We start from the raw sequence: 18,351 nt of genomic DNA, 5'->3' as shown, positions 1-18,351 counted from the left end.
GTAAAGTTATGCAAAAAGCGGTATTGATAACCGGCTGTTCCAGCGGGATAGGACTGATTGCAGCGCAGGATCTGCGTAATCGCGGCTACCGGGTGCTGGCCGCCTGCCGCAAGCCGCAGGACGTGGAAAATATGCGTCAACTGGGGCTGGAAGGCATTGAGCTGGATCTGGACGATAGCGACAGCGTCGAACGTGCCGCTGCGCAGGTGATCGCACTGACCGGCGGCCGGCTGTATGGCCTGTTCAACAATGGCGGCTTCGGCGTTTACGGCCCGCTGAGCAGCATTTCCCGTCAGCAGTTGGAGCGGCAATTCTCCACCAACCTGTTTGGCACCCACCAGTTGACCCAGTTGCTGTTGCCGGCGATGCTGCCGCACGGCGAAGGGCGCATTATTCAAACCAGTTCGGTGATGGGGCTGGTCTCCAGCGCCGGACGCGGCGCCTATGCCGCCAGCAAGTTTGCGCTGGAAGCCTGGTCCGACGCGCTGCGCATGGAGCTGCACGGCACCGGCATTCAGGTCAGCCTGATTGAACCCGGCCCGATTTCGACCCACTTTACCCAGAACGTGAACCAGGCGCAGAGCGATAATCCGGTGCATAACCCCGGCATCGCCAGGCGTCTGACGCTGCCGCCGGAGGCCATTTTGCCGAAGCTGCGCCACGCGCTGGAAAACCCGCGCGCCAGGCTGCGCTATCCGGTGACCCTGCTGGCGCACGCGCTGAGCGTATTGCGCCGCATTCTGCCCGGCCGCTGCCTGGACTGGCTGCTGCGCAGCAACGGTTAATTGGGCCGCAGGGGTTGAAGAATGCCGCCCCGCCCCCATCTAAGAGCCAATGGCTCCGCAAGATCAGAGAGAGAATCACATGCTAGCTCAAGCTGTTGTTGATATTAACGAAACAAACCTGCACCAAACGCTGGAACAATCGATGTCCCTGCCGGTGCTGTTCTACTTCTGGTCAGATCGCAGCCAACACTGCCTGCAGCTCACCCCGATCCTGGATAAGCTGGCGGCGGAATATGCCGGCCAGTTCTTGTTGGCCAAGGTGGACTGCGACGCGGAACAAGCGATCGCCGCGCAATTCGGGCTGCGCTCCCTCCCTACGGTTTACCTGTTCAAAGACGGCCAACCGGTCGACGGTTTCCAGGGCCCGCAGCCGGAAGACGTCATCCGCGAATTCCTGCAGCGTTTCCTGCCGAAGGCAGAAGATCTGAAACTGGCACAGGCAACCGACCTGCTGGCCGAAGGCAACGCGGCTGAAGCGCTGCCGCTGTTGAAAGACGCCTGGCAAGCCAGCCAGCAACGCAGCGATATCGGCCTGACGCTTGCAGAAACCCAGATCGCGCTGAACCGCACTGAAGAGGCCGAAACGGTGCTGGCGACGATTCCTTTACAGGATCGCGATACCCGTTATCAGGGCCTGGTGGCGCAGATTGAATTGCTGAAGCAGGCGGCCGACACGCCGGAAATCCAGCTGTTGCAGCAACAGGTGCAACAACAGCCGGAGAACGTCGAGCTGGCCGTGCAACTGGCGCTGCAACTGCATCAGGTGGGGCGCAACGAAGAAGCGCTGGAACTGCTGATAGGGCACTTGAAGAAAGATCTGGCCGCCGCCAACGGCAGCGCGCGCAAGACGCTGATGGATATTCTGGCCGCACTGGGCACCGGCGACGCGCTGGCCGCCAAGTATCGCCGTCAGCTCTACTCACTACTCTATTGATATACCCTTCGTCTTTCCAGCCGCATCGTTGTTGGCTGCACGTTCGAACCCCAGTCACTTAGTTATCTAAGCTCTTGGGGTTTCTCGCGTTTGCCGCCTGGATGCAACTGGAAATCCATTGGGTCTCTATCCCAAAGTAAATAATTGAGGAAATATCCTCTAAATAGTTCGAGTTGCATCCAGGCGGCAAGTTTGTAAGTCCCCAGGAGCTTACTCCAGTAAGTGACTGGGGCGCGCAAACGCAGCCAACGCCGAGGCAGCTTGAAATATGACGAGGATATTAGCGGTAAACCCGAACACCGCCTTCAACCCCCTTCGGACTGAACAACACCTGCCACAGCTGAATATCGCGCGAACGGAACGCACCCGCGCAGGCATTCAGGTAATAAGTGAACATCCGCTCGAAGCGCTCAGAGTAATTTTCCGACAGCGCCGGCCACGCCCGTTTGAAATTCTCATACCAGGCCATCAGGGTGCGATCGTAATCGGCGCCGATATTGTGCCAATCCTCCATCACGAAACGCTGTTCGCTGGCTTCGGCGATATGGCGCACCGAGGGCAGGCAGCCGTTGGGGAAGATGTATTTATCAATCCAGGCGTCGACGTGGAGATTGGTTTGGTTGGCGCCAATGGTGTGCAACAGGAACAGGCCATCGGGCTTCAGATTACGCGCCGCGACGCTGAAATAGGTGTCGTAGTTTTTCGGCCCGACGTGTTCGAACATGCCGACGGAAACAATGCGGTCAAACTGGCGGTTCAAATCGCGATAATCCTGCAACAGAATCTCTACGTCCAGCCCCTGACAGCGCTCCTGAGCCAGCTTTTGCTGCTCGGCGGAAATAGTCACGCCATGCACCGATACGCCGTAGTTTTCCGCCGCATACTGTGCCAGCCCGCCCCAACCGCAGCCGATGTCCAACAGCGACATGCCCGGTTTCAGTTGCAGCTTCTCGCAGATCATTTTCAGCTTGGCCAGTTGCGCCTGTTCCAGCGTTTCAGCCTCCTTCCAGTAACCGCAGGAATATTGCATATAAGGATCGAGCATGGCACGAAACAGATCGTTGCCGATGTCGTAATGCTCTTTCCCCACCTGCCAGGCGCGTTTGCGCGATTGCCGGTTAAACAGCCGCGCATAGGCGATCCGCGTAATGTCCGTCAGGCGTTTTGGCAGACGTTCATCAACGCCGAAATGCAAGATACGGGTAAATAGCGCGTCCAGCCTTTCGCAATCCCACCAGCCATCCATATAGCTTTCGCCAAACCCGAGCGAGCCTTCCTGCAGAATGCGTTTAAATAAGCCCGGATTGTGCACCTGAAGATCAAATGCATTATTCCCGTTGATGGTAATGCCGGCCGCCGCCAACATTTCTTCCACGATGAGATACCAGCGATCTTTTTTCTGGGCGAGTTCATCGACACTGATTGAGTCCATAACGATCCTTGGCGCAAGATGTCACTTCAAAAAGCATAGTCGCAAATAGAAATGACAAAAATTTGAAGATAAGAGCAGCGACAAATCCCACTCTAGCCAAGGCAGACAACGTCATGAAATGAATAAAAATTATTGGAAACATGCCAATTTGGAATGTTATCGCTGCCTATCCTGATTTCCCTCCTGAAACGACGGGGATATTAGGCTTTCCCTGCGCTGTGGCGTAAAATCCTCTTACATATGTCTGACAGGAGGTTTGCCATGTTTACCCTTATCCCCATTGTGATCGTCGTCGCGCTGATCATCGTCTTCGCCGGCGTCAAAATTGTTCCGCAAGGGTTCCAATGGACGGTGGAACGCTTCGGCCGCTATACCAAAACGCTGATGCCCGGTTTGAACCTGGTCGTGCCCTTTATGGATCGCATCGGCAGAAAAATCAATATGATGGAACAGGTGCTGGATATTCCCTCGCAGGAAATCATCTCGCGCGATAATGCCAACGTGGCCATCGATGCGGTGTGCTTTATCCAGGTGGTCGATCCGGCGCGCGCCGCCTATGAGGTCAGCAACCTCGAGCGGGCGATCGTCAATCTGACCATGACCAACTTCCGTACCGTGCTCGGCTCAATGGAACTGGACGAAATCCTGTCGCAGCGCGACAGCATCAACAGCCGCCTGCTGCATATCGTGGACGAAGCCACCAACCCCTGGGGCGTCAAGATCACCCGTATCGAGATCCGTGACGTGCGCCCGCCTGCCGAACTGATCGCCTCAATGAACGCCCAGATGAAGGCCGAACGTACCAAGCGTGCGGACATCCTTGAGGCCGAAGGCGTACGCCAGGCGGCCATTCTGCGCGCCGAAGGGGATAAGCAATCGCAGATCCTGAAGGCCGAGGGCGAACGCCAGTCGGCATTCCTGCAGGCGGAGGCGCGTGAACGTGCCGCAGAAGCGGAAGCACGGGCCACGCAGTTGGTTTCCGACGCTATCGCCAGCGGCAATATCCAGGCGGTGAACTATTTTGTGGCGCAGAAATACACTGACGCGCTGCAGAAGATCGGTTCCGCCAACAACAGTAAAGTCGTTATGATGCCGCTGGACGCCAGCAGCCTGCTCGGTTCAATCGGTGGCATTGCCGAGCTGTTGAAAGACACCAAAGGCAAGTAATCATGCTCGAACAAATTGCAGCAAACCCGCACTGGTTCTGGCTTTCTCTCGGCGGGCTGCTGTTGGCGGCCGAGATGCTCGGCGCCAGCGGCTACCTGTTATGGAGCGGCGTGTCGGCGGTGGCGGTCGGCGCGATGGTCTGGCTGCTGCCGCAGTTGGCCTGGGAGTGGCAGGGGGTGATTTTTGCCGTACTGACCATTGTCGTGGCCTATCTGTGGTGGTACTGGCTGCGCCAGCGACCGGCGGCGGCAACCAGCGGTTCGCAGGTGCTGAACCAGCGCAACCGCCAGTTGATCGGCACCCGCGCGACCTTGACCGAAGCCATGCACAACGGCATGGGCCGCATTAACATCGGCGACAGCAGTTGGCGCGCACAGGCCAGTGAAGATCTGGCGATAGGGACCGAAGTGGAAGTCATTGCCGTCGAGGGCGTAACCCTGGTGATCCGTGCCGTTACGCGCTAGTGATTGTGGCAGCAACCCGCCAGGTTATTAATGATCGGGCATTCTGCCCCGTCATCGCCCGGGCATTCGTTCGCCAGCGCCAGCAGACGCTGGCGCATCTCGCCCAACTCACCGATGTGTTTTTCAATATCCGCCACTTTTTGCAGCGTGCGCGCTTTCACATCGGCGCTATGCCGGGCCGGATCGTTAAACAACGCCACCAGCTCGCGACACTCGTCCAGGTTAAAACCCACCTGCCGCGCCTGGCGCAGCAGCGTCAGCTCTTCGATATGCTTCGGGTTATAGCTGCGGTAACCGTTATCGGTACGGATCGGCGCGGTAACCAGCCCTTTCTCTTCATAAAAGCGGATCGCTTTGCTGGTTAAACCGGTTTTTTTCGCCACGTCGCTGATATTCATTTTCACTCCTTGACCTTCCCCTTGCTGGAAGGTTTAACCTTCATTCTTAGTGAAAACAGGCTAAGCGGTCAACCTTTAAACACCGCACTTGAGCGAGGAACCGAATCATGTCACAAACCACCGTGCTGGCGTTGCAGGGGTTAACCTGCATGAACTGCGCGCAACGGGTGAAAAAAGCCCTGGAAAGCCGCAACGATGTCGAACAGGCAGAGGTTAATGTCAATTACGCCAGGGTCACCGGCGATGCGCCGAGCCAGGCGCTGATCGACAGCGTGATCGCCGCCGGTTACCAGGCTGCCGTAGCGCAACGGCCCGATACCGAACTGCAGCTGAGCGGCCTGAGCTGCATGCACTGCGCCGCCAGCACCCGCAAAGCGCTGGAAGCGGTACCGGGCGTGATCGCGGCAGACGTCGGCATCGAGTCGGCCAAGGTCTATGGCGATGCCGCTGCCGGGGCGTTGATCGCCGCAGTAGAAGAAGCCGGTTATCACGCCAGCGTCAATGGAGCCGCCCCTCTCCCAAAAACTGAGCCGTTGACTGAATCAGCCCCTGAATTGCCGGAACCCCAGGCAGCGGCCCCCTCTTCCCTTCCGGCAACCCACCTCAACGACGATGATGACAGCGTTCAACTGCTGCTCAGCGGCATGAGCTGCGCCAGCTGTGTCAGTAAAGTCCAAAACGCGCTGCAAAGCGTGCCCGGCGTCGAACAGGCGCGGGTCAATCTGGCGGAACGCAGCGCATTGATTACCGGCGCGGCCGATCCGCAGGCGCTGGTGGCGGCGGTGGAGAAAGCCGGCTATGGCGCGGAAATGATCCAGGACGAAACCGAACGCCGCGAACGCCAACAGCAGACCGCGCAGGCCAACATGAAGCGCTTCCGCTGGCAGGCGGCGCTCGGCCTGGCGCTGGGCATTCCGCTGATGGCCTGGGGCCTGTTTGGCGGCAGTATGTCGCTGACGCCGGAAACCCAACGCCCGTGGCTGTGGGTTGGTCTGATCACTCTGGCGGTGATGGTGTTCGCCGGCGGGCATTTTTACCGCAACGCCTGGCGCGCGCTACGCAACGGCAGCGCCACCATGGATACGCTGGTCGCACTCGGCACCGGCGCCGCCTGGCTGTATTCGATCAGCGTCAACCTGTGGCCGGATTTCTTCCCTATGGAGGCGCGGCACCTGTATTACGAGGCCAGCGCCATGATCATCGGCCTGATCAACCTCGGCCATGCGCTGGAGCAGCGGGCGCGCCAGCGTTCGTCGCAGGCGCTGGAGCGGCTGCTGGACCTGACTCCGCCGACGGCGCGGCTGGTGACCGAAGACGGCGAGAAAACCATTGCGCTGGCGCAGGTGCAACTCGGCATGACGCTGCGCCTGACCACCGGCGATCGTATCCCGGTGGACGGCGAAATTGTGCAGGGCGAAGTGTGGCTGGACGAAGCGATGCTGACCGGCGAAGCCGTACCGCAGCAGAAAGGCGTTGGCGACACCGTACATGCCGGTACGGTGGTGGATGACGGCAGCGTGCTGTTTCGCGCCGGCGCTATCGGCAGCAAAACCACGCTGGCGCGGATCATCAAACTGGTGCGCCAGGCGCAGAGCAGCAAGCCGGAGATTGGCAAACTGGCGGACCGCATTTCTGCGGTGTTCGTGCCGGTGGTGGTGGCCATCGCCCTGTTCAGCGCGGCGATCTGGTATTTCTTCGGCCCGCAGCCGCAGTTGGTTTATACGCTGGTGATCGCCACTACGGTGCTGATCATCGCCTGCCCTTGCGCGCTGGGCCTGGCGACGCCGATGTCGATCATTTCCGGCGTTGGCCGCGCGGCCGAGTTCGGCGTGCTGGTGCGCGACGCCGATGCGTTGCAGCAGGCCAGCACCCTGGATACGCTGGTGTTTGATAAAACCGGCACCCTGACCGAAGGCCAACCGCGCGTGGTGGAGATTATCACCTTCAATCAGATCGACGAGCAGCAGGCGCTGCGTTGGGCAGCCGCACTGGAACAAGGCGCCAGCCACCCCTTGGCGCGTGCCATCGTTGAGCACGCCGCCGGGCAATCGCTGCCGTCGGTTGAGCAGTTCCGAACCCTGCGCGGGGCCGGCGTCAGCGGTGAAGTGGACGGCGTGAAGCTGTTGCTGGGCAACGCCGCACTGTTGCAACAGCACCAGGTGGCGACCGCAGTGCTGGAAGCGCAAATTCAGCAACAAGCCGAGCGCGGCATTACGCCGGTGCTACTGGCAGCCGACGGGCGGCCGGCTGCGCTGATCGCCATCCGCGATCCGCTGCGCAGCGACAGCATTGAAGCGCTGCAGCGTCTGCATCGTCAGGGTTATCAACTGGTGATGCTGACCGGCGACAATCCGGTGACCGCCAACGCCATTGCCAAAGAGGCCGGTATCGACAAGGTCATCGCCGGCGTGCTGCCGGACGGCAAGGCCGAGGCGATCAAACGGTTGCAGGCGCAGGGCCACCGCGTGGCAATGGTCGGCGATGGCATCAACGACGCCCCGGCACTGGCGCAAGCCGACGTGGGCATCGCGATGGGCGGCGGCAGCGATATCGCAATCGAAACCGCCGCCATCACCCTGATGCGTCACAGCCTGAATGGCGTCGCCGACGCGCTGGAACTGTCGAAGGCCACGCTGCGCAACATGAAACAGAACCTGCTCGGGGCATTCATTTACAACACGCTCGGCATTCCCATCGCCGCCGGGGTGCTGTATCCGTTGACCGGCACTCTGCTCAGCCCAGTAGTGGCGGGCGCCGCGATGGCGCTGTCTTCCATTACCGTGGTCAGTAACGCCAACCGACTGCTGCGTTTTAAACCGAAACGCTGAATGCCACAGGGGGCGCAAACTCTTGCGCCCCGCTTCCTTTGGGATAATTCCTCCACTCTTCAGGCTTTCTTGTGCGGCGGATAGCGTTTAGCATGGCACAACCGCGTTACCCGCCAGAGGGCCAGGCCGTCGCTTGCAAGCTCGCGGGGAAAATAAGGAGCCACGCTGTATGGGTAAGCTATTACGCCGCATCGCCGCCTTTCTCGGCATTATTTCTCCGATGACCTACGCCTACCCGGCGCTGGATATCCGGCTGCCCGGCGATCGTCAATTCCATCTGGTGGGCAGCATTCATATGGGTACGGTGGATATGTCGCCGCTGCCGGCCACGCTGGCTACCCGCCTGAAACAGGCTGACGCCCTGATTGTTGAGGCCGATATCACCGGTTCCGCTTCGCCGTTTGACCGCGCTGACGCACAACCCGAGCTGGCGGAGCGCCTTTCCGAGAACGAGTTTCAGCAGTTGTTGACCCTGTGCCAGGAATTGGGCGCCGACGCCGAGGCGTTCTCGACCCTACCCGGCTGGCAGGTGGCGCTGACGATGCAGGCGCGCCAGGCTCAGCGGCTGGGGCTGCGCGCCGAGTACGGCGTGGACTACCAACTGTTGCAGGCCGCCCGGCAACAACACAAAAAGGTGATTGAGCTGGAAGGCGCGGAACAGCAGATGGCGATGCTGGAACAATTGCCGGAAGGCGGCATGGCGCTGCTGCGCGATACGCTGGAGCACTGGCACACCAACGCGCGGCTGCTGCAAACCATGGTCAGCTGGTGGCTTGACGCGAAACCCAATGGCGCACTGGAAACCCTGCCCGCCACCTTCAGCGCCGATCTGTACGACGTGCTGATGCATCGGCGCAACCGGGACTGGCGGCAGAAACTGGAGGCGTTGCCGGCCGGCAACTACGTGGTGGCGGTGGGCGCGCTGCATCTGTACGGCGAAGATAATCTGCCGGCGATGCTTCAGGCGCAGTAAAAAAAGTGGCCAATATCGCTACTGGCCAGTCAAAGAGGAATTTCTTGTATTTTAGTTATACGCATAGCAACCGTGTTAACGGTTACAATAGACAGGGTAGCAACCCAGTGAACACCTTGGCAACCCGCTTTATGTAACAGCGGCTCAGGTTGCTGCCACCGTTAGATTTTTGTAATTTTGTTGCTTCGCGTTGCAACTTCCCGTGCAAAGGGGAAATAGGAAAACAGTATGACGCCCGCAGTGATCCTGCTTGAGAAACAAAAAATCGCGTTTACCCTTCATCCCTATCATCACGACAGTGCAGAAACCCACTTCGGCGATGAAGCGGTACAGAAACTTGGGCTCGATGCCGATCGCGTCTATAAAACGCTGCTGGTGGCGCTGAACGGCGATGCCAAACAGCTGGCGGTGGCGGTAACGCCGGTCGCGACCCAGTTGGATCTGAAAAAGGTCGCCCGCGCCCTGGGCGCAAAGAAAGCGGAAATGGCCGATCCGCAACTGGCACAACGCGTGACCGGTTATCTGGTCGGCGGCATTAGCCCGCTGGGGCAGAAAAAGCGGTTGCCGACGGTGATCGACAGCCCGGCGCAGCAGTTCGCCACCATTTACGTCTCCGGCGGCAAACGCGGGCTGGATATCGAACTGGCCGCCGGCGATTTATGCCGCCTGCTGGCCGGCAGCTTCGCCGATATCGCCAAGCGCGATTAAATGGCGGGGGCATCGGCCCCCAGCGACCCCTTTTACCCTAAATAATTGACGTTGTATCGAGACGGCAAGGCCGTAGGGTGAGCCTCAAGGATGAGGCTCATAATCCCCAGCAGCATAGATGGCTATGAGACTGGGGTGAGCGGACGCCGCCAACGCAGAGACAACGTCAGGTATGGCGGGTGAAAGCTTACTGATAAACAATCTCGCCCTTCGGCTCATAGGCCGCCGCATCCAACGGAGAGTGCTTCTCGATATACTGTTTCAGCACTTCGGCATCGATAAAGCCGGTGTTGACGTAGCCTGGCAGGGTATCCAGCTTCGGATAGCCGTCGCCGCCCAACGCATTGAAGTTCAGCGTCGCCATACGGTAGGTTTTGTCTGCCTGCAATGGCTCGCCCTTGATCTTCACGTTGCTGACGCCCTTGCCGTCCGCCATCAGGCTGACGTTGGCAAACTGCGCATAAGCGCCGGAATCCACCTTCATGTTAGCCACCACCGCCAGGTATTTTTCTACCTCGCTGCCTTTCATCTCGGCATAGACCAACGTGTTGCCGAACGGCTGCACCTTGAGCACGTTTTTATAGGTAATGTCGCCGGACTCGATCGAATCACGCACCCCGCCGCCGCTCATCACCGCAAAATCGGCTTCGACACGTTCCATTTGCGCCGCCAGCAGTACGCGCGACAGGTTGGTCTGAACGAAGCGCACCTTGCTGCGATCGCCCTCCAGCTTGCCGTTCACGCTGCCGATTTTAACGTCAAGCTGCGCCTTGCCCTTGTCCTGGAATGGCGTCAGCAGTTTCATCATGGAAGGATCTTCCTGAATTTTCTGGGTGTAATATACCCGCTCGCTGGTGCCGTCGGCTTTTTCCACCTTTTTCTTCAGGTTGACCGGGATCAGTTGATAATGCACCAGCTTCAGCTCGCCATTGCGGAACTGGAAATCGGCGCGGCCGACGTATTTGCCCCACTCGTGCGCCTGCACGATCCAGGTGCCGTTTTGACGATCCGGCGAGCACGGGGTACCCGGCACGTAATCCACCTGTTTGTGGTTTTCCCCGGCCATACAGACCGGATCCTGCGAGTGGCCGCCGACGATCATATCCAGGTAACCCGCCGGCAGGCTGCGCGCCATCTCGACGTCGCCCGGCGCGTTGGAGCCGTGGTTGCCGTCATCGTAATGGCCCATGTGAGTGGCGGCGATGATCACGTCCGGTTTTTCATCCTTGCGCAGTTGCTCAACGACTTGTTTCGCCTCCTGCGCCGGCACGCGGAACTCGATATCGGTGAAGTATTCCGGGTTGCCGATCTTGGCGGTGTCGTCGGTGGTCAGGCCGATAACCGCAATCTTGATGCCCTGTTTGTCGAATAAGGCGTAAGGTTTGAACAGGCGCTGTTGGGTGCTTTTCTGATAGATATTGGCCGACAGCAGCGGGAAGGTCGCCCATTTCTCCTGCTGACGCAGCACGCTGAGCGGGTTGTCGAACTCATGGTTGCCGATCGCCATCGCATCGTAACCCACCAGGTTCATACCGCGAAAATCCGGTTCGGCATCCTGCAGATCAGACTCCGGCACGCCGGTATTGATATCGCCGCCGGACAACAGCAGCAGGCTGCCGCCCTTGGCCGCCACTTCCTGGCGAATGCCGTCCACCAGGGTTTTCTGCGCGCCAAGGCCGTACTCACCGTGATCGTTCTGCCAGAAATGGCCGTGGTGATCGTTGGTATGCAGGATGGTGATCTCGTAGGTCTTATCCTTTTCCCAGGCGCTGGCGGCTCCCGACAGGAAAGTCAGGGACACGGCCAAGGCGCATGCGGTGGTTTTTAACGAAAAACGCATGGCGGCTCTCCATGATGAAAATGAACTGTTTTTTGAGGTGGCCCAAATTGTAGCGCGAAATAAAGACAAGTGATTTCAAATTTTTGCGATATACGTCAAATTATGTCGAGTGTGGTAAAAATTGAACAACTTACCTAAGATAATCTGCTCTGAACCCTAAAACTTACCAGGCTAACAATAAAATGACCGACCGTAGCGAAACCGCCATGCCGCCGGCCAAGGGCGGCGCGGTTAAAGGCACCGCTTTCTCGATCCTCGGCGCCATCAGCGTATCCCACCTGCTGAACGACATGATTCAGTCGCTGATCCTGGCGATTTACCCGATCCTGCAGGCCGATTTCAATCTCAGCTTCGTGCAGATCGGCATGATTACCCTAACCTACCAATTAACCGCTTCATTGTTGCAGCCGCTGATCGGCCACTTCACCGATAAACACCCGCAGCCTTATTCGCTGCCAATCGGCATGGGTTTTACCCTGTGTGGCCTGCTGTTGCTGTCGGTAGCCAATACCTTCCCGCTGGTGTTGCTGGCCGCGGCGCTGGTCGGTACCGGCTCTTCGGTCTTCCATCCGGAATCGTCCCGCGTAGCGCGCATGGCTTCCGGCGGCCGGCATGGCCTGGCGCAGTCGCTGTTCCAGGTCGGCGGCAACTTTGGCAGTTCGCTCGGCCCCCTGTTGGCGGCATTGATTATCGCGCCTTACGGTAAGGGCAACGTCGCCTGGTTCTCGCTGGCGGCACTGCTGGCTATCGTGGTGCTGTTGCAGGTCAGCAAGTGGTATCAGCAACAGCAGCGGGCGACAAAAGGCTTGCCTAAAGCCGCCGCTGCGCGGCAACCGCTGCCAAAACGTACCGTCACCTACGCACTCGGCATCCTGCTGGTGCTGATATTCTCCAAATATTTCTATTTGGCCAGCATCAGCAGCTATTACACATTTTATCTGATACATAAGTTCGGCGTTTCGGTTCAGAATGCTCAGATACACCTGTTTGCGTTCCTGTTCGCCGTAGCCGCCGGTACCATTATCGGCGGGCCATTGGGAGACAGGATAGGCCGAAAATATGTTATTTGGGGCTCCATACTCGGCGCAGCACCTTTCACGCTCGTTTTACCCTATGCATCTTTATACTGGACCGGTATTTTGACGGTGATCATAGGAGTAATTCTCGCCTCGGCGTTTTCGGCCATTCTGGTCTACGCTCAGGAGCTGATCCCGGGGAAAGTTGGTATGGTTTCCGGTTTATTCTTCGGTTTTGCTTTTGGTATGGGTGGATTAGGGGCGGCAGTTCTTGGTTATGTCGCAGATTTGACCAGCATCGAATTGGTTTACCAAATCTGTGCTTTCTTACCCTTGATCGGCATTATTACCGCACTACTGCCTAATATGGATCATAACTCGCAATAACCCTTCTGTGACCCGGCTGATAAATATCATTCAGCCGGGTTATCTCCAACATAAATCAATGTTATTTGACTTATTAATTGATAAATCCCCTCACTGGCTTGCTTAATGCGGAATCCCCTGCTTTTTCGCAAAAAAGCCAAATTTAGCTAAGCAAGGCACGCACAAATGCAATAAACTAAATGTATCTTTTCGTAACTTAGTTGCGCTTTCCCTCTGCCGCAATGCATAGCTAGAAGGAGTCTGGATGCATAATTCAACACCGTTAATCACCACTATTGTCGGAGGGTTAGTACTCGCCTTCCTCCTCGGTATGCTGGCGAATCGCCTGCGCATCTCCCCACTGGTAGGATACCTTGCAGCAGGCGTGCTCGCCGGCCCCTTTACCCCCGGATTTGTCGCCGACACCTCGCTGGCGCCGGAACTGGCGGAAATTGGCGTGATTTTGTTGATGTTCGGTGTTGGCCTCCATTTCTCTCTTAAAGACCTCCTCGCAGTAAAACATATCGCCATTCCCGGCGCCGTGGCGCAGATTGCCGTCGCCACCTTGTTGGGTATGGGGCTGTCGAAGCTGCTCGGCTGGGATTTGATTTCCGGGCTGGTGTTCGGGCTGTGTCTGTCCACCGCCAGTACCGTGGTACTGCTGCGCGCACTCGAAGAACGCCAGTTGATTGACAGCCAGCGCGGGCAAATCGCCATCGGCTGGCTGATTGTGGAAGATCTGGCGATGGTGCTGACGTTGGTGCTGCTGCCTGCCTTCGGCAACATGATGGGCAATGACAACGCCAGCAGCAGCCAGTTGCTGATGGATCTGGCGCTCACCATCGGCAAGGTCATCGCCTTTATCGCGCTGATGATTGTGGTCGGCCGCCGCCTGGTGCCGTGGATCCTGGCAAAAACCGCCAGCACCGGTTCCCGCGAGCTGTTTACCCTGGCGGTGTTGGCGCTGGCGCTCGGCATTGCCTATGGCGCCGTGAAGCTGTTCGACGTTTCCTTCGCTCTGGGGGCGTTCTTCGCCGGCATGGTGCTGAACGAGTCGGAGTTGAGCCACCGCGCAGCCCACGACACGCTGCCGCTGCGCGATGCTTTTGCGGTGCTGTTCTTTGTCTCGGTCGGCATGCTGTTTGATCCGATGATCCTGATCAACGAGCCGCTGGCGGTGCTGGCGACGCTGGCGATTATCGTGTTCGGCAAATCGGCGGCGGCGTTCCTGCTGGTGAAAATGTTCGGCCACTCCAAGCGCACCGCGCTGACCATCTCCGCCAGCCTGGCGCAGATCGGCGAGTTCGCCTTCATTTTGGCCGGCCTTGGCATCTCGCTCGGCATGATGTCGGAACACGGCCGCAATCTGGTGCTGGCCGGCGCCATTCTGTCGATCATGCTTAATCCGCTGCTGTTCACCCTGCTTGAACGTTATCTGGCCAAGGCCGAAACCATGGAAGACCAGATTCTGGAAGAAGCGGTGGAAGAAGAAAAGCAGATCCCGTTCGATATGTGCAATCACGCCCTGCTGGTCGGCTATGGACGCGTCGGCAGCCTGCTGGGCGCCAAACTGGCCGAGGCCGGCATTCCGCTGGTGGTGATCGAGAACTCTCGCCCTCGGGTCGAAGCGCTGCGTGAACAGGGCATCAAAACGGTGCTGGGCAACGCCGCCAATCCGGAGGTGATGGATCTGGCGCGGCTCGACTGCGCGCGCTGGCTGCTGCTGACCATTCCAAATGGCTACGAAGCCGGGGAGATCGTCGCCTCTGCGCGCAACAAACGGCCAAACATCGAGATTATCGCCCGCGCGCATTACGATGACGAGGTGTCATATATCTCCGATCGCGGTGCCGATCAGGTCGTGATGGGCGAGCGGGAAATCGCCAACAGCATGTTGAATATTCTTAAGCTGGATTCGCTGAGCGAAGAAGAGAAATTGGGCACCTGCCCGATTTGACGTGAAAAGCGGCGATCAAAAAAGGTCCGGCTTGCCGGACCTTTTGCTTTTTTACCGTTCCCAGTAAGACTCTTCCAGGCTGTCTTCCCGTTCCGGCAGGCCACGCGTCAGGCGCGGTGAATGCTGGTTCAGCACCTGATAGCTGACGCGGTTGGCGTATTTGCATACCTGCGCCAACGAGGAGTAAGTCAGGTAGCTGCGCACGTGCTTGCTGGAGTTCGGCACGTTATTGCGGTGAAAACCGTTGGCGGCGATATCATGCAACAACGCCGACAGCGCGCCGTCGCCGGCGCCGTTGGTGTTCATGATTTTCTCCGGCCCGCCCATGTACGGCGCGATATGCGAATAGATGCGGAACGGGTTCTCACAGCTTTCACGACGCATGGCGCGGCTGAACTCATAACGGTTGAATTCGGCGATATGCCCCGGCAACAGCGGATGCTGGGTTTCCCGCTTGTTGGCCTCTTCAGTGTAGCCCGCCATATACAGGCCGTTTGGCCCGGCGGTGCACAGCACCAGATCCACCCATTCGAGCGCCATGTCCGAGGCGGTGAGCGGATCGCTCAGCCCGGTCAGTTCCAACGCTTCGTCTTCGTTCATCGCCAGAATCGACACGTGTTGCTTCAGGAAGTCGCGCCACCACTGCGGGTTATCGGCAATCACATACTTGGTGCCCAGCGTCAGCACCACCGGCACATCGTGTTTCTTGGCGAACTCGATCGCCTGCATGGTAGCGGCCGGCATCGGCTCCCCCTCCTTGCAGCGCACCAGATACGACGTCAGCACCAGCGCAGAAGCGCCTGCGATCACCTCTTCCGGCACGCTCTCCGGCCGCAGTTGGTTCATCTGTCCGGGGCTGATGGCGAAAGTGCGTTCGCCGCTTTCGGTGATCAACGTAAAGCAGCGGCCAATAGCGCCGTCAACCGCCTGCAGGTGGTTAAGATCGGTGCGGCTGGAGGTATTGCACAGATAACGGTAGGCGTAGCTGCCGATTTTGATGTTGCTGCACATGACGCCGAGCAGGACCGAACGGTCATCCGCCAGCACCGAATAGTTGTGCAGGGTATTGCCGATGGTGCCGCCGGCGAACTGATGGTCGATCTGATTGTTTTCGCTTAGCTCCTGATACAGTGCCTCGGCGACGTCATCCTCAATCACCAGGGAATGCCCCAGGCTCAGGCCGTAGCGCTGGATAAACGCATCATCCACTTTTGCTTCGATATCCACCAGCGTCTGGTCGATGCCGACGATATAAGAGGTGCTGACTTCATTTTCAGGCTGAACCTGCTGCAAGAGCGGATCGCGGGCGTTCACCGGAAAATAGTGTTTGGACTTACGTTTACCAGGAAATTTCATGTGATTGGCGGCAGTGGCTATTATCAGGCAGAAAATGTTAGCACATTTCTGCCTGATGTAGGGGGTTGTATGACGATCAGAAGCGCTGCGCCACCAGCTGCTGCATCATGTCAATATGCGCCGGCTCGTCGTTCAGCGCGGAAATATACTCGAATTTCTCACCGCCGGCCTTGAGGAAGATCTCGCGGTTCTGCTCTTTGATTTCTTCCAGCGTTTCCAGGCAGTCCGCCGAGAAGCCGGGGCAAATCAGCTGAATGTGCTTGATGCCCTGCGCCGGCAGGCTTTTCAGAGTTTCATCGGTGTAAGGCGTCAGCCAGGGTTCGCGGCCAAAGCGCGACTGGTAGGTCATCATGACCTTGTCCGGAGCCAGCGGCAGCGTGGCGGCCAGGGCGCGCTGGGTATCTTCACAGCGCTGCGGGTAATCGTCGCCGAGACGGGCATAGCGCTTGGGAATGCCATGGAAAGACAACACCAGACGATCCGGCTGACCATGCTCGGCGAACGAACGCTCAACGCTCTGGCGCAGCGCGGCAATGTAGGCCGGGTGCTCGGCGTAGTCACGGATAAAGCCTATCGACGGCAGGCGGCGGTAGCCTTTCAGTACGCGAGCCACGCCGTCCCACACCGCCGCACTGGTCGAGCAAGAGTATTGCGGATACAGCGGCAGCACCACCAGATTGGTTACGCCTTGCGCCAACAGCTTGTCTATCGCCTCCGCCAGGTTCGGCGAGCCGTAGCTCATCCCCAGCTCCACCGGGGTGCTCGGCATGCGTGCGGCCAGCGCGCGCTGCTGGCGGCGGCTGTAGACCAACAGCGGCGAGCCTTCGTCCATCCATACCGACTTATACAGCTTGGCGACGCGCGGCGATCGGATCGGCAGGATCACGCCATTAAGGATTGGCCACCAGATCAGCGGTGAAGTATCGACGACGCGGTCGTCGCTGAGGAACTCCTTCAGGTAGCGTTTTACCGCCGACGAGGTCGGAGCATCCGGCGTGCCCAGGTTCACCAGCAATACCCCGTGTTTCTCTTGCTTCATCTCAGCTCCCCTTGATGCCTTGCAGGCTAACACCCCGTTCTGGGTCAGGGCGTTAACGTCAATTAATGGCCTCTATTGTAGCGGAAAAGCGCTTCACCGGAACCGATATCAGCAACAGGCGATACCTCAGACGCCAGATAAAAAAAACGCCAGACCTAAGGCCTGGCGCTATGCACAGCAATAAAAATCGATCAGCCGAGGATGTTCGCCAGCTCAGCGCTCACTTCGGTCACTTTACGGGTGCCGTCGATTTTACGGTATTGGGTGTTGCCTGCTGCAGCTTCTTTGCTGTAGTAGGAAATCAGCGGTGCGGTCATCTGATGGTATTCCACCAGGCGCTTGCGCACGGTTTCTTCCTGATCGTCTTTACGGGTGGTCAGCTCTTCGCCGGTCACGTCGTCTTTGCCTTCCACCTGCGGCGGATTGAATTTAACGTGATACACGCGGCCAGACGGCGCATGTACGCGGCGGCCAACGATGCGATCGACGATCAGTTCGTCCGGCACGGCGAATTCCAGCACGTAGTCCACGTTGATGCCGGCTTCTTTCATCGCATCAGCCTGTGGAATGGTGCGCGGGAAACCATCCAGCAGGAAGCCGTTACGGCAATCCTCCTGGGTGATGCGTTCTTTGACCAGTGCAATTACCAGCTCATCGGTCACCAACTTGCCGGCGTCCATGATTTCTTTCGCCTGCTTGCCCAGTTCACTGCCGGCCTTCACGGCTGCGCGCAACATATCACCGGTGGAGATTTGCGGAATACCGTATTTCTCCATGATGAATTGAGCCTGAGTACCTTTACCAGCGCCCGGAGCGCCCAGCAGAATGATACGCATTGCGTAAATCCCCTTGCTATTATTCCCTTCATCTTTCAAACCGCAGCGTTGTTGGCTACGCACACTCCCCCCTGTCACTTACCTGAGTAAGCTCCCGGGGCCTCACGCACTTGCCGCCTGGCCGCAATTTGAAATTTTTTGGGTATTAAGTTTTTATAAAATTGCGAAAACGCTCAACCATACCATTTCCGGGGGGGCTGGCTCAAGGTACGCAAGGAAATCGATTGCGGAACAGCACGGACAACAAGGCGG

At 58.3% G+C, this 18,351-nt stretch carries 15 protein-coding genes; 9 read left to right on the top strand and 6 right to left on the bottom strand.

What is annotated here, in order from left to right; translation table 11 throughout:
* The first annotated feature begins 8 nt into the window (after positions 1-8).
* Positions 9-785, top strand: coding sequence for an SDR family oxidoreductase (locus JK621_RS04345; protein WP_212558779.1), 777 nt, complete (start codon positions 9-11; stop codon positions 783-785).
* A 79-nt stretch (positions 786-864) separates the two neighbouring features.
* On the top strand, positions 865-1,719 hold the full coding sequence (locus JK621_RS04340) for a thioredoxin family protein (RefSeq protein WP_212558778.1): 855 nt from the start codon (positions 865-867) through the stop codon (positions 1,717-1,719).
* A 280-nt stretch (positions 1,720-1,999) separates the two neighbouring features.
* Here JK621_RS04340 and cfa read toward each other — a convergent pair whose 3' ends face one another.
* Positions 2,000-3,151, bottom strand: a complete 1,152-nt coding sequence (gene cfa / locus JK621_RS04335; RefSeq protein ID WP_212558777.1) for a cyclopropane fatty acyl phospholipid synthase — start codon at positions 3,149-3,151, stop codon at positions 2,000-2,002.
* A gap of 261 nt (positions 3,152-3,412) precedes the next feature.
* On the opposite strand from cfa, the gene JK621_RS04330 reads away from it, so the two are divergent.
* Together JK621_RS04330 and JK621_RS04325 are read left to right on the top strand one after the other, a co-directional pair.
* Positions 3,413-4,318 (top strand): SPFH domain-containing protein, encoded by a 906-nt coding sequence (locus JK621_RS04330; protein WP_212558776.1) that lies wholly within the window; start codon positions 3,413-3,415, stop codon positions 4,316-4,318.
* A gap of 2 nt (positions 4,319-4,320) precedes the next feature.
* Entirely contained in the window at positions 4,321-4,782 is a 462-nt protein-coding gene (locus JK621_RS04325) for an NfeD family protein (RefSeq protein WP_212558775.1), read from the top strand.
* On the opposite strand, the gene cueR is transcribed toward JK621_RS04325, so the two are convergent.
* Positions 4,779-5,180 (bottom strand): Cu(I)-responsive transcriptional regulator, encoded by a 402-nt coding sequence (gene cueR, locus JK621_RS04320; protein ID WP_126480791.1) that lies wholly within the window; start codon positions 5,178-5,180, stop codon positions 4,779-4,781. The genes JK621_RS04325 and cueR overlap by 4 nt on opposite strands.
* A 107-nt stretch (positions 5,181-5,287) precedes the next feature.
* On the opposite strand from cueR, the gene copA reads away from it, so the two are divergent.
* The 3 genes from copA (at position 5,288) to ybaK (ending at position 9,689) form a co-directional block, all read left to right on the top strand.
* Positions 5,288-8,008, top strand: coding sequence for a copper-exporting P-type ATPase CopA (gene copA / locus JK621_RS04315; RefSeq protein WP_212558774.1), 2,721 nt, complete (start codon positions 5,288-5,290; stop codon positions 8,006-8,008).
* A gap of 169 nt (positions 8,009-8,177) precedes the next feature.
* A complete protein-coding gene (locus JK621_RS04310) occupies positions 8,178-8,981 on the top strand; it encodes a TraB/GumN family protein (RefSeq protein WP_212558773.1) in 804 nt (267 codons plus the stop codon).
* A gap of 228 nt (positions 8,982-9,209) precedes the next feature.
* Positions 9,210-9,689 carry a Cys-tRNA(Pro)/Cys-tRNA(Cys) deacylase YbaK gene (gene ybaK, locus JK621_RS04305; RefSeq protein ID WP_126480785.1) on the top strand — a complete coding sequence of 160 codons (480 nt, stop codon included), beginning with the start codon at positions 9,210-9,212 and terminating at the stop codon, positions 9,687-9,689.
* A 187-nt stretch (positions 9,690-9,876) separates the two neighbouring features.
* On the opposite strand, the gene ushA is transcribed toward ybaK, so the two are convergent.
* Complete coding sequence (ushA, locus tag JK621_RS04300) at positions 9,877-11,529, bottom strand: bifunctional UDP-sugar hydrolase/5'-nucleotidase UshA (protein WP_212558772.1); 1,653 nt, start codon at positions 11,527-11,529, stop codon at positions 9,877-9,879.
* Between the two features lie 182 nt (positions 11,530-11,711).
* On the opposite strand from ushA, the gene JK621_RS04295 reads away from it, so the two are divergent.
* Both JK621_RS04295 and ybaL read left to right on the top strand, forming a co-directional pair.
* Complete coding sequence (locus JK621_RS04295) at positions 11,712-12,932, top strand: MFS transporter (protein ID WP_212558771.1); 1,221 nt, start codon at positions 11,712-11,714, stop codon at positions 12,930-12,932.
* 244 nt (positions 12,933-13,176) lie between these two features.
* The gene (gene ybaL, locus JK621_RS04290; protein WP_212558770.1) at positions 13,177-14,868 is read left to right on the top strand and encodes a YbaL family putative K(+) efflux transporter; all 1,692 of its coding nucleotides are present in this window, start codon (positions 13,177-13,179) and stop codon (positions 14,866-14,868) included.
* Positions 14,869-14,919: 51 nt separating this feature from the next.
* Here the strand turns inward: ybaL and JK621_RS04285 are convergent, their stop codons facing one another.
* The 3 genes from JK621_RS04285 to adk all read right to left on the bottom strand — a co-directional run bounded on the left by JK621_RS04285 (position 14,920) and on the right by adk (position 18,099).
* On the bottom strand, positions 14,920-16,224 hold the full coding sequence (locus tag JK621_RS04285) for an inosine/guanosine kinase (RefSeq protein WP_212558769.1): 1,305 nt from the start codon (positions 16,222-16,224) through the stop codon (positions 14,920-14,922).
* Between the two features lie 76 nt (positions 16,225-16,300).
* A complete protein-coding gene (gene hemH, locus JK621_RS04280; protein ID WP_212558768.1) occupies positions 16,301-17,263 on the bottom strand; it encodes a ferrochelatase in 963 nt (320 codons plus the stop codon).
* Positions 17,264-17,454: 191 nt separating this feature from the next.
* Positions 17,455-18,099 (bottom strand): adenylate kinase, encoded by a 645-nt coding sequence (gene adk, locus JK621_RS04275; RefSeq protein ID WP_212558767.1) that lies wholly within the window; start codon positions 18,097-18,099, stop codon positions 17,455-17,457.
* Positions 18,100-18,351: the final 252 nt, after the last annotated feature.

It is taken from the genome of Serratia plymuthica, from assembly GCF_018336935.1.
Classification (GTDB): domain Bacteria; phylum Pseudomonadota; class Gammaproteobacteria; order Enterobacterales; family Enterobacteriaceae; genus Serratia; species Serratia plymuthica_B.
Note: the sequence above shows the minus strand (reverse complement) of the source record. Positions and strands in the feature narration are given on the sequence as shown.

Bases quoted from the DNA above. Each gene is read 5' to 3' on its own strand.
- JK621_RS04285 (WP_212558769.1), bottom strand. From the start codon at position 16,224: ATGAAATTTCCTGGTAAACGTAAGTCCAAACACTATTTTCCGGTGAAC.
- hemH (WP_212558768.1), bottom strand. From the start codon at position 17,263: ATGAAGCAAGAGAAACACGGGGTATTGCTGGTGAACCTGGGCACGCCG.
- JK621_RS04325 (WP_212558775.1), top strand. From the start codon at position 4,321: ATGCTCGAACAAATTGCAGCAAACCCGCACTGGTTCTGGCTTTCTCTC.
- JK621_RS04310 (WP_212558773.1), top strand. From the start codon at position 8,178: ATGGGTAAGCTATTACGCCGCATCGCCGCCTTTCTCGGCATTATTTCT.
- ushA (WP_212558772.1), bottom strand. From the start codon at position 11,529: ATGCGTTTTTCGTTAAAAACCACCGCATGCGCCTTGGCCGTGTCCCTG.
- copA (WP_212558774.1), top strand. From the start codon at position 5,288: ATGTCACAAACCACCGTGCTGGCGTTGCAGGGGTTAACCTGCATGAAC.
- cueR (WP_126480791.1), bottom strand. From the start codon at position 5,180: ATGAATATCAGCGACGTGGCGAAAAAAACCGGTTTAACCAGCAAAGCG.
- JK621_RS04295 (WP_212558771.1), top strand. From the start codon at position 11,712: ATGACCGACCGTAGCGAAACCGCCATGCCGCCGGCCAAGGGCGGCGCG.
- adk (WP_212558767.1), bottom strand. From the start codon at position 18,099: ATGCGTATCATTCTGCTGGGCGCTCCGGGCGCTGGTAAAGGTACTCAG.
- ybaL (WP_212558770.1), top strand. From the start codon at position 13,177: ATGCATAATTCAACACCGTTAATCACCACTATTGTCGGAGGGTTAGTA.
- JK621_RS04345 (WP_212558779.1), top strand. From the start codon at position 9: ATGCAAAAAGCGGTATTGATAACCGGCTGTTCCAGCGGGATAGGACTG.
- JK621_RS04330 (WP_212558776.1), top strand. From the start codon at position 3,413: ATGTTTACCCTTATCCCCATTGTGATCGTCGTCGCGCTGATCATCGTC.
- cfa (WP_212558777.1), bottom strand. From the start codon at position 3,151: ATGGACTCAATCAGTGTCGATGAACTCGCCCAGAAAAAAGATCGCTGG.
- JK621_RS04340 (WP_212558778.1), top strand. From the start codon at position 865: ATGCTAGCTCAAGCTGTTGTTGATATTAACGAAACAAACCTGCACCAA.
- ybaK (WP_126480785.1), top strand. From the start codon at position 9,210: ATGACGCCCGCAGTGATCCTGCTTGAGAAACAAAAAATCGCGTTTACC.